Raw genomic sequence first — 11839 nt, forward strand, 5'->3', positions numbered from 1 at the left:
TAACTACTTTAATGGTAAAAAGAGATACAGAGATTGACAACATATGTCTAACAATAGAGGATAAGAAGCAACTAAGTACTTTTCTATGAAACTTTGTATCTACATGGAAACTTTGAACTATCTCTTAAAAGAAAGCTAACCAAAGTTTTTTAAAAGTGCAAAATGATTTAAAGCAAATTATGAAATCAATTAAGGTGGTAAGTGTATGAAAATAACTGTACTCGTAAGTAACATCTATATTTCAGGAGGTGTACAAAAAGTAGTCAATACAATATTCAATCAAATTTCAAAGGATTTAAATTATGAAATCACTATTTTATCTCTTTCAAAAACAGAGGAATCCCCTTTTTTTGATTATAATGATAATGTCAAACTTAGATATTTGTTCCCTAATAGAATAGATATAAAAAAAAGTTATTTTCAAATAATATTCAAACTAAAAAAGTTTTTGAAAAAAAATGAGACTAATATACTAATAGTGGCTGGTATTGGTTATAGTAGTTTTGTACACTTAGCTTCTTTAAGAAATAAAAAAATGAAAGTGATTGGCTGGGAACATCAGCAATTCACTTTTGGGAAAAAATTCGGTTTAGAATGGATAGGAAAAAGAATTGCTGCAAGACATTTCGATTCATTGGTTGTTTTAACAAAAGAAGATTATAAACAGTACTCTAAAGGATTAAAAAATATTAATGGTTTAACACAAATTTATAATCCAGTTAATCTTGAATTAGTTAAGAAACCCTACACAAAAAACAAAAGAATTATTAGTGTAGGTACTTTGACTTATAGAAAAGGATTTGATATGGCTGTTGAAGTAGCAAATAAAATATTAAATACATATCCTGAATGGGAATGGCATATATTTGGAGAAGGTGAAATGAGAGACAGTCTGGAAAAAAGCATTATTGCTAACGGATTGCAAAACAGAATGATCTTAATGGGAACAAATAATGATATAATAAATAAATATTCTGATTATTCTTTTTTAGTAATGACATCAAGAAATGAAGGGTTTCCTATGACAATTATTGAGGCAAAAAGCCAAAGCCTTCCTGTTGTAAGCTTCGATTGCAAAACTGGACCAAGTGAGCTCATACAAGACAATGTTAATGGATATCTTATCCCTTGCTTCGATTTGAGTTTAATGGTTTCTAAGATTTCAGAACTAATAGAAAATGAAGAAAAAAGAACTTTGTTCTCGAATGAATCCGCTAGGGATTTAGACAAACTTAACTTAATCAGTATTACTGAAAAGTGGAAAAATCTATTCCTTAACATTTCTGGAAGGGGAGAAGCATGAAAATCGCTATTATCAGTCCGGGAACATTACCAGTACCGCCTGTTGAAGGAGGAGCTGTAGAAAACCTAATAGATATACTGTTAAAAAAAAATGAGGAGTTGTGTGATCACCAAATCACAGTCTTCAGTAGTTATTCATCAGAGGCACTTACAAAGGCAAAGTATTACAAGCAATCTAATTTTGAATTTATAAATAGGAAAAGCTTAATTTTTAGAATCAAGCAAGGAAAGTATTTTTTAAAGAAAAAACTTTTATCTAACGAGCTTAGAAATGCTTTTATAGAAGAAGTAAGTTTAAAACTTAAATTTCAAGATTTTGACATTATCATAGTAGAAAACCAACCAAAATTTGCTGAAAGTTTAAGAAAAAAATTTAATGGTAAACTCATATTACATCTACATAATGATTACATATCAAACAAACTACTGACAAAAAAGTTGTGTGATAGTTACGATGCAGTAATTACGGTAAGCAATTTTTTAAAGGAGAAGGTAGAAACATTAAAATCAAACACTCCAGTTTACTGTGTGTACAATGGGTTAAATTATAAAAATTTTTTTAATGTAAGTGAACAAAAAGAACAATTATTATTGCAAGATTTGAGTATAGAAAAAAAAGATATTGTAATACTTTACACGGGAAGATTGTTATTTTCGAAAGGCGTCCATCTATTAATCAAAGCTTTTAAAAGAATGGCTACTACAAGGTCAATGAAATTGGTTATTGTAGGAAGTTCTAATTTTAAGTATTCTAGAAATAATAAATATATAAAATTTTTAAAAAAAATCGCCCAAAATGATAAAAGAATAATTTTTACAGGGTATATGAATTATAATGAAATTGGAAACCTCTATAAAATCGCTGATATAGGTGTAGTTCCCTCCATTAACGAAGAAGCATTTGGACTAACTGCTCTAGAACATATGGCATCAGGACATCCTGTTATTGTCACAAATGTAGGAGGTTTACCAGAAGTTGTTGATAAAAAATCTGCGGTTATAATTGACATAAAATCTAGAGATATTATAAGTGATTTAAATCAAGCGTTAGACGTTTTGTGTGCTGACCAACAACTCAGAAAATCAATGGGGAGATTGGCCTCAGAAAGGGCATTAACTTTCAATGATTCACACTATTATGATTCATTCATGAAAGTGATAAGTCAAAAGGGTGAAAAAAATGGGTAGGATGAGAGCTACTTTTTTAAATAGTATTACTTCAATGTTAGGAAGAATACTTACGCTTGTTCTTAATTTTGTAGTAAGAATTGTATTTGTAAGATATCTAGATGCAGAGCTTCTAGGTGTCAACGGATTGTTCACAAACATAATACAAGTCCTTTCCTTTGCAGAGTTAGGAATAGGTACAGCATTTACCTTCGCTCTATACAAGCCTTTAGCCAGCCATGATTATTCTAAGTTAAATGCGTTAATGAGGATTTTTAAAAAATCATATATTGTTATTGGATCAATAATTTTGGTGGCAGGTCTTTCATTAACCAATTTTTTACCAATCATCATTCAGGATGTAGGCTCAATTGAAAATTTACCTACCATTTATACTTTGTTTATTTTAAATACTTCTTTTAGTTATTTCTTTAGTTATAATAGATCGTTATTAATTGCAGATCAAAAACTATATATTACAATAATTGTTCAAAATGTTTTTCAGTTTATTATGAGTATTTCTCAAATTATAATCCTTGTCTTTACACAAAATTATATTTTATTTCTATCAGCGCAAATAATCTCTACTGTGTTGCAAAATATCTTCATCACTTTAGTCGTTCGAAAACATTATGGTTATATACTAGCTGGTAAGAGGGGCAAGTTAGGTGAAAAGGATAAAAAGAATATAATAAAAAATATACAAGGGTTAGTAGTAAATAAACTAGGAACAATAGCTGTGTTAAGTACCGATAACATTATAATTTCCATCTTTATAGGAATCAGCCAAGTAGGGATATATTCGAATTATACGTTAATTCTCACTGCGGTTAAACAAGTGATTAATCAAATTTTTGGAGCTGCAATTGCAAGTATTGGTAATTTAACGGCCACATCAAATAAAGAACATTTGCAACTCACGTATAAAAGGATGCTGTTTTTAAGTACTATCATTACTGGCATTAGCAGCGTGATTATTTTTAACTTGTTAAATCCAATTGTTTTATTGTTTTTCGGCGTGGATTACTTATTTTCTAAATCAATTTCATTATTAATTACTATTGAATTTTACTTTGATATTGTAAGGATAGTGAATCTGACATTTTCAGAATCTCTAGGTTTGTTTTGGTATACAAGATACAAATCATTATTGGAAGGGATTGTTAATTTATCTATTTCTATTATTTTAGTAAACTATCTTGGAATTAGTGGAATAATAATAGGTACTATTTGCAGTAAAGTTTTTGTCTCTCTTTGGTATGAGCCTTTAATTTTATATCGGCATGGGTTGCATCTAAAATTAAGAACCTATATTAAATACTTTTACAATAATTTGTTCATCTCAATCTTGATTGGTTTAATAGTAACGCTTGGAAATGATTTTCTTTTCCCGAGCATTGCAGAAGATATTATCCTGAGATTAATATTTACAATTGTTATGACTCTTTTAGGTTTTACCATTATTTATATTAAGAGTGAATATTTTATATATTTTAAAAACATGCTATTGAAGCTTAAAAAAACCTTATAGTGGCCACTCAATGTTACATTAATAAACAATGAGAAGCGTTTTTTGTTGAAGTAACCGTAACTCTAAATAACTAAAGATAGAGTTTTCTTTACATAAACTAAGGAGAGAGCATAACATTACAAAGGCACACACCATTAATGAATAACTAATGTAAATGCTGGTATGTTACAAAATAATGGAGTAAAATAGTATAATTAAGATAGAAAAGTATATTTTTCTCAGAACTAACTCATCTATACAAGTTTTGCTTTTTTAAAACAGATTTGGAGGTAACAATGGAAGAAGAAATTTCTTTAAGCGAATTTTTCGCGATATTAAAACAGCATTTAAGTAAAATTATCCTTTGGAGTTTGGCAGGGCTTATTCTTGCTGGTATTTATACATTCTATTTCGTCACGCCACAGTATGAATCGACATCAAAAATAGTGGTGAATCAGACTCAAAATACAGGACAAGCGATTACCAATACAGATATTCAAACTAACTTGAATTTGATTAACACTTATCAAAGTATTATTCGAGAACCAATTATATTAGAGGATGTTATTGAAATCGCTAATTCTGATTTAACGGTTGATCAACTGCGTAATAAAATCACTGTTCAGACACAAAATAATTCCCTTGTCTTCGGCGTGACTGTAAGTGATGCCAGCCCATATGAAGCAGCTATATTAGCAAATGCAACAGCATTATCCTTTGAAGAAAAAATTGGTGATATTTTGGAAGTCGAGTCTGTCACGATTCTTTCTCAAGCAACTCCTGACTTAAGATCTGTTTCACCTAATGTCTCTTTAAATATGATGCTTGGTTTAATCATTGGGTTAATATTAGGTATCGGTTTTTCTTTCTTGAGTGCGTTCATGGATAACACAATTAAGGGTAGCCAATTCATCAACGAACATATCGGCTGGACCGATTTAGGCGCCATCTCCTTGATGACTGAAAAAGAACTAAAAGACATGGCTGTCAGACAAGAAGAACAAAAAGTTGAATCAAGAAGAGGAAGAAGGGTAGTCTAATGTTATTTGGCAGAAAAAAAAGAAGCAAAAAGGATTATAAAGGACTGATCACATTGGCTTCTCCTGGTTCATTGATTTCTGAGCAGTTCCGTACCTTGAGAACCAATATTGAGTTCGCTATGGTGGATAAAAAGTATAAATCTCTAGTGGTGACGTCATCGATGCCAGATGCAGGAAAATCAACTGTAGCTGCAAACTTAGCTATTACGTTTGCTAGACAAGGTTATAAAGTATTACTTGCAGAAGCTGACTTTCGGCGCCCATCTGTCCATAAAGCTTTCCAAGTGTTGAACGGTGCAGGGATGACATCTTTATTATCAAACCCAGAACTAACGATCGAAGAATGTGTATTGGAAACAGATATTAATAATTTGTCACTAATGACTTGTGGACCAATCCCACCAAATCCGGCTGAATTGATCGGTAGTAACCGCATGAGGGAACTCCAAGATAAGCTGGTCAGCAAATACGATCTAGTCATCTTCGACACTCCACCACTATTAGGCTTTGGTGATGCCCAAATAATGGCCGGCCGTGCAGAAGGAACGATATTCGTGGTTCGCCATGGTGTGGCAAAAAAAGAGAATATGTTGAAAGCCAACGAAATCTTAACCAGAGTGGGAGCAAATGTCTTGGGAGCGGTCTACAACCAAGTCCCAACCAGCGAACAGGACAACAGTTACTACTACTATTACACAGAAGAAAATTAAGCAGGAGGCACAAGGTTTTGTAGTTCAAAAACCGGTGCCTTTTTCTTTTAATTCTTATAGTTAGTTCTTGCAATATACTGTATAATTAAATTTGTATTTATTTAGAAAAATTAGGAAGGAAGATGCGAACATGCTAGATCTTCATTGTCATATTCTTCCTCAAATTGATGATGGTGCTCGGTCATGGGAAGATTCCTTCTCCTTGGCGCGTTTAGCGGTTGATGAGGGGATTACTCATATCCTGGCGACACCGCATCATTTAAATGGAAAGTTTGTGAATAAAAAGCATGATGTCATTAAGTTGACAGAAGAACTGCAAGAGAGGCTAGATATAGAGGGGATTCCACTGGAAATTTTTCCCTCGCAGGAAGTGCGCTTGAGCGGCGACATTTTAACAGGCATTGAAAACGATGAAATCCTTTTTGTGGACGAAGGGAATCGCTACTTGTTAATTGAGTTCCCGACGATGAACATTCCGCACTATGCGGAGCAGTTGTTTTTTTCCCTGCAGCAAAGAGGAATCGTACCAGTTATCGTCCATCCGGAACGCAATCAGGAAATCATCAATAATCCCAACAAATTATTAGAGTTTGTCGATCGCGGAGCTTTAGCTCAGCTGACTGCCAGCAGTTATGCTGGTGTTTTTGGAAAAGAAACGGCGGAACTGAGCAGACAACTGATTGAAGCGAATCTGGTTCATTTCCTCGCTTCAGATGCACACAACACACGTGGACGTGCCTTTCGCATGAAGGATGCGTTTAACAAGTTGGAGCAGGACTTTGGTGCTGGGAAGGTGGAGCAGTTTCATCAAACCACCAAAGACTTGATCAATGGTGATTTTGTCCGAGCGGAGAGTCCACAGGAGATACGCAGGAAAAAAAAGTGGTTTGGCTTGTTTTAGTTTTAGTTAGAAGGAGTTGACTTTAGTATGAATTTATCCAGAGGGCAAAAAGCGTTTATTTTAATGTTTGTGGATTCCGTGTTTATCTTGTTTTCGGCTTTCTTGGCCCATTTTATGGTAGAAGCCTATATTCGTCCAGAAAACAATTTCTATTACGTCATGATTGGCTTATCAATTCTAGTGTATTTAGGATTTGGTTTACGCAATCATCTATTTTCCCGCATTATCCGCTATACAAGCATGTATGAAATCCTGCGTGCAGTGATATCAATGACGGTATCCTTTGCGGTATCGGGTCTTATTTCTATGCTGTTCATCCGCTCGGTTAGTTACCGCTACATCTTCTTGATGTATGCCTTCAGCTTACTGCTGATTCCTGGGTCACGTGTAGCGTGGCGCTTGTATCATGAATACAAAAGCGGTCAGTCATTAAAAGGAACCAACAAAGAAGATAAAATCCGCACGTTGATTGTTGGTGCAGGTGATGGGGGCAACCTTTTCATCAGCAATTTGACCAAAAGGCCTGGTGAAGTGGATATTATTGGGATTGTCGACCAGGATCCTGGCAAGCAGCACTCTTTATTATTCGACATTCCTGTTTTAGGTACTGAAGAGGATATCCCCGCATTGGTAAAGGAATATAAAATAGATCAAGTCACTATCGCTATCCCATCGGCTACGCCAGATGACTTGGAGCGTATCATTGCACATTGTTCCGCAGTAGATGTAAAGATCAACCAAATGCCAAGCATCGAAGATGTCTTAAAAGGGAAACTGAGTGTCAATCGTTTCCGGGACATCGACGTAGTGGATCTATTGGGCCGCGAGGAAGTACAGCTCGATAAATCAACGATTGCCGAAAAGCTGCACGGCAAAGTGGTGCTCGTCAGTGGGGCTGGGGGTTCGATTGGATCGGAAGTGTGTAGGCAGGTAGCCAAATTTGAACCAGCCAAGTTGATTCTGTTGGGTCACGGCGAAAACTCAATTTACTTGATTGATAAAGAATTACGCAATCTATACGGCCGTTCGATTGAAATCGTGCCGGTGATTGCGGATATTCAAGACCGGAAACGTATCTTTAGCATTATGGAGAAGTTCAAACCGGATCAAGTGTATCATGCAGCCGCACATAAGCATGTGCCGTTAATGGAATACAATCCGACTGAATCAATCAAGAATAATGTCTATGGTACGAAGAATATTGCAGAAGCTGCCAAGTCTGTAGATGTGAAGAGCTTCGTAATGATTTCGACAGATAAGGCAGTACGCCCTACAAACGTAATGGGCTCGACCAAACGTATTGCGGAAATGATTGTTACTGCGTTGAATGAACCTGGTAAGACCAAGTTCGCAGCTGTGCGTTTTGGAAATGTATTGGGCAGTCGAGGTAGTGTAATACCTGTTTTCCGCGAACAAATTGCTAGCGGTGGGCCTGTAACGGTCACAGACTTCCGGATGATTCGATACTTTATGACCATTCCTGAAGCTAGCCGCTTGGTAATTCAAGCAGGTGTGTTAGCGAAAGGTGGCGAAATTTTCATCCTTGATATGGGGGAACCTGTTAGGATTGTAGATTTGGCTAAAAAAATGATTCGCTTATCTGGCTTTACAGAAGCAGAGATTCCAATTCTTGAAACAGGGATACGCCCGGGAGAAAAATTGTATGAAGAATTGTTGGCAGATGGCCAGTTAGCCGAGCAGCAAGTTTTTAATAAAATTTTTATTGGCAATAGTGCACAGTACAAATTGAATGAGACGATGGCTTTCGTAGAGTCAGTTCTTACCAAGCCGGATGACATTATCCGGGAAGAAATTGTTCAATTTGCTAATGAACATGAATAGTTTGTTAATTATAAGCAGAATTGATTCTTATTCTTTGAAAGATTGCTAAAAAAATAATGATAAGAGAGTGTGGCTATATTGAAAAAAGTAATGGTTGTATTTGGAACGAGACCTGAAGCAATTAAGATGTGTCCTCTTGTGAAAGAATTAAAAGGAAGAGATAATCTTGAAGTAACAGTATGTGTCACTGGACAACATAGAGAGATGCTAACACAAGTATTAGAGGCTTTTGATGTAGAACCAGATTTCGACTTAGAGATTATGAAAGAAAACCAGACTTTGTTTGATGTAACCACAAATATACTAAACAAAATTAAAGAAGTATTGGATAAAGTAAGACCAGATATAGTGCTTGTTCATGGAGATACTTCTACAACATTTGTAACTTCTCTAGCGTGCTTTTATTCCCAAATTCCTGTTGGTCACGTTGAAGCTGGTCTTCGAACTTACGATATTTATTCTCCATTCCCAGAAGAATTTAATCGTCAAGCAGTAGGTTTAGTAGCAAAATATCATTTTGCTCCTACAGAAACATCTAAGCAGGCATTGTTAAAAGAGGAAAAAAATGCTGAAGATATATATGTCACTGGAAATACAGCTATAGATGCTCTAAAAACAACTGTAAAAGAAGACTATTCTCATGAACAATTAGAATGGGTCGGTGAAAGCAAACTAATTTTATTGACTGCTCATAGAAGAGAAAACCAAGGTGAGCCTATGCATCAAATGTTCCGGGCAATTAGAAAAATAGTTGAAGAACATGAAGATATTAAAGTACTCTATCCTATTCATATGAATCCTCGAGTACGAAAGGCTGCAGCTGAGGAGTTAAGTGGTAATGACAGAATTCGAATTATTGAACCTTTAGATGTGTTAGATTTCCATAATTTTATGTCTCGTTCTTATTTGATTGTGACTGATAGTGGTGGCATTCAGGAGGAAGCTCCAAGCATGGGAGTTCCAGTGCTGGTGATGCGAGATACAACTGAAAGGCCAGAAGGCATCGAAGCAGGTACATTAAAATTAGTAGGCACAGAAGAAGAAGTGATTTACTCAAATATGAAGCTATTAATTGAAAATGGTAAAGAATATGAAAAAATGAGTCAGGCATCTAATCCGTATGGTGATGGATTTGCGAGCCAAAGGATTGCAGATATTTTAGAAAATAACTAATTTGTATTAAAATTTTATTAATAAAGATTGGAGAAACTAAATGATTAATGTTATTGGATTGGGGTACATAGGGCTTCCAACAGCTCTTATGCTAGCGGCAAGTGGTAATGAAGTTATTGGTACAGACGTAAAGAAAGAGACAGTCAGCAAATTACAAAATGGAGAGATTCCATTTGAGGAAGTTGGAATTCAAGAACTTTACGATGAAGCGGTAAATAAAGGAGTTCAGTTTTCTACAGAATATCAAGAAACTGACACTTACATCGTAACAGTCCCAACACCTTATATGAAGAGTAGTAAAAAGATTGACCCATCGTATATATTGTCAGCAGTCGAGTCAATATTAAAAGTTGCGAAAAAAGGTGCAATTGTCGCAATTGAATCAACAGTTTCACCTGGTACAATGGACAAATTTGTTAAGCCGAAAATTGAAGAATTAGGATTCAAATTAGGAGAGGATATACATTTAATTCATACTCCAGAAAGAATCCTTCCGGGTAATATGGTTTATGAATTACGTCACAACTCTCGAACAGTAGGGGCAGATGATTTAGAACCAGCAGAAAAAATTAAGGCTGTTTATGAAACTTTCTGTGAATCTGAAATTGTGATTACTGATATACGTAGTGCGGAAATGACAAAAGTAGTAGAAAATACATACCGCGATATTAATATCGCATTCGCTAATGAATTAGCAAAAATTTGTCGGTCAGATGATATGGATGTATATGAAATAATTCGTATTGCAAACAAGCACCCACGGGTAAGCATTTTGAATCCTGGTCCAGGTGTAGGTGGACACTGTATCTCAGTAGATCCTTGGTTTTTAGTTGGGGACTATCCTGGGTTGACTAACTTAATACTGACAGCGCGACATACGAATGACTCCATGCCAGAACATGTACTACAACGGACTTATGAGATAATGTTGGAGAATGGTATAACGGATCCATCAAGAGTTGGCTTATATGGTCTAGCTTACAAAGCAAATGTTGATGATGTACGCGAAAGTCCTACACTTCAGCTTCTAGACAAAATGGCTAAAAACTTATCGAATGGTCTAAAGGTTTATGATCCATGGGTTAAACAAGATCTAGTCCATAACCAATATCAAGATTTTGAAGCTTTCTTAAATGATGTGGATATGGTAGTTGTAATGGTAGGACACGATCACATTAAGCAACATGAGTCCGAATTACTAGGAAAAATCATTTTAGATACTCAAAATATTCTACAAACAGAACAACGCTATTTTATTTAATAGAAGTTATTATATAATTCATACCCCAAATGTTTCGAAGGGTATCGACCCCTAAAAGTTTAGATTTTTCTCTAATGACTTTTGTATTGGCTCTTTGTCAATATACTATATAATTAAATTTGTCTATATCAAAAAAATGAAAGGAAGATACGAACATGTTAGATCTTCATTGTCATATTCTTCCTAATATTGATGACGGTGCCCGGTCATGGGATGATTCCTTTGCTTTGGCGCGTTTAGCGGTTGAGGAAGGCATTACCCATGTACTGGCAACACCACATCATTTGAATGGGAAATTTGAGAATTACAAACATGATGTGATTACTTTGACTGATCAATTACAACAAAAGTTGGATGAGGAAATGATCCCTTTACAAGTATTTCCTTCGCAAGAAGTACGGTTGAGTGGTGACATCTTAAAAGGAATTGAAAAGGATGAAATTCTATTTGTGGACGAGACGAATAAGTACTTGTTGATAGAATTCCCTACCATGTCGATACCTACCTACGCGGAACAGCTATTTTTCTCTCTCCAGCAACAAGGCATCATCCCAGTAATTGTGCATCCAGAACGGAATCAAGAAATCATTCAAGACCCAAATATACTTTTGGAGTTTGTTGAACGAGGCGCACTGGCACAAGTAACCGCCAGCAGTTATGTCGGTGTGTTCGGCAAGGATACGGCTGAGTTGAGCAGACAGCTGATTGAAGCGAATCTGGTACATATTTTAGCATCTGATGCACACAACACGCGCGGCAGGTCATTCCGCATGAAAGATGCCTTTGAGAAGCTGGAAAAAGAATTTGGTAAAGAAAAGGTAGCTCATTTTCAAAAAAATGCAAAAAACATGATTAATGGGGACTACATAAGCGTATTATCGCCTGATGAAGTACGAAAGAAGAAAAAGATTTTTGGCTTATTTTAGAATAGGG

General features: G+C 35.3%; 10 protein-coding genes. All 10 read left to right on the forward strand.

Annotated elements, in window-relative coordinates:
* The first annotated feature begins 205 nt into the window (after window positions 1-205).
* Entirely contained in the window at window positions 206-1303 is a 1098-nt protein-coding gene (locus ACTVAI_RS08705) for a glycosyltransferase family 4 protein (RefSeq protein ID WP_443486424.1), read from the forward strand.
* The gene (locus ACTVAI_RS08710) at window positions 1300-2490 is read left to right on the forward strand and encodes a glycosyltransferase family 4 protein (protein WP_443486425.1); all 1191 of its coding nucleotides are present in this window, start codon (window positions 1300-1302) and stop codon (window positions 2488-2490) included. The genes ACTVAI_RS08705 and ACTVAI_RS08710 overlap by 4 nt, the downstream gene beginning before the upstream one ends.
* Window positions 2483-4000 (forward strand): lipopolysaccharide biosynthesis protein, encoded by a 1518-nt coding sequence (locus ACTVAI_RS08715; protein WP_443486426.1) that lies wholly within the window; start codon window positions 2483-2485, stop codon window positions 3998-4000. The genes ACTVAI_RS08710 and ACTVAI_RS08715 overlap by 8 nt, the downstream gene beginning before the upstream one ends.
* Before the next feature lie 275 nt (window positions 4001-4275).
* Window positions 4276-5019, forward strand: coding sequence for a YveK family protein (locus tag ACTVAI_RS08720; protein WP_443486427.1), 744 nt, complete (start codon window positions 4276-4278; stop codon window positions 5017-5019).
* Window positions 5019-5729, forward strand: coding sequence for a CpsD/CapB family tyrosine-protein kinase (locus tag ACTVAI_RS08725; RefSeq protein WP_443486428.1), 711 nt, complete (start codon window positions 5019-5021; stop codon window positions 5727-5729). The genes ACTVAI_RS08720 and ACTVAI_RS08725 overlap by 1 nt, the downstream gene beginning before the upstream one ends.
* Before the next feature lie 130 nt (window positions 5730-5859).
* Complete coding sequence (locus tag ACTVAI_RS08730) at window positions 5860-6630, forward strand: tyrosine-protein phosphatase (protein WP_443486429.1); 771 nt, start codon at window positions 5860-5862, stop codon at window positions 6628-6630.
* A 27-nt stretch (window positions 6631-6657) separates the two neighbouring features.
* On the forward strand, window positions 6658-8472 hold the full coding sequence (locus ACTVAI_RS08735) for a polysaccharide biosynthesis protein (protein ID WP_443486430.1): 1815 nt from the start codon (window positions 6658-6660) through the stop codon (window positions 8470-8472).
* Between the two features lie 78 nt (window positions 8473-8550).
* Window positions 8551-9645 carry a non-hydrolyzing UDP-N-acetylglucosamine 2-epimerase gene (gene wecB, locus ACTVAI_RS08740; RefSeq protein WP_443486431.1) on the forward strand — a complete coding sequence of 365 codons (1095 nt, stop codon included), beginning with the start codon at window positions 8551-8553 and terminating at the stop codon, window positions 9643-9645.
* Between the two features lie 40 nt (window positions 9646-9685).
* Complete coding sequence (locus ACTVAI_RS08745; protein ID WP_443486432.1) at window positions 9686-10906, forward strand: nucleotide sugar dehydrogenase; 1221 nt, start codon at window positions 9686-9688, stop codon at window positions 10904-10906.
* A gap of 155 nt (window positions 10907-11061) precedes the next feature.
* Window positions 11062-11832, forward strand: coding sequence for a tyrosine-protein phosphatase (locus tag ACTVAI_RS08750; RefSeq protein ID WP_443486433.1), 771 nt, complete (start codon window positions 11062-11064; stop codon window positions 11830-11832).
* The last annotated feature ends 7 nt before the right edge of the window (window positions 11833-11839 follow it).

The sequence above is a fragment of the Jeotgalibaca sp. A127 genome, assembly GCF_052266745.1.
Classification (GTDB): Bacteria; Bacillota; Bacilli; order Lactobacillales; family Aerococcaceae; genus Jeotgalibaca.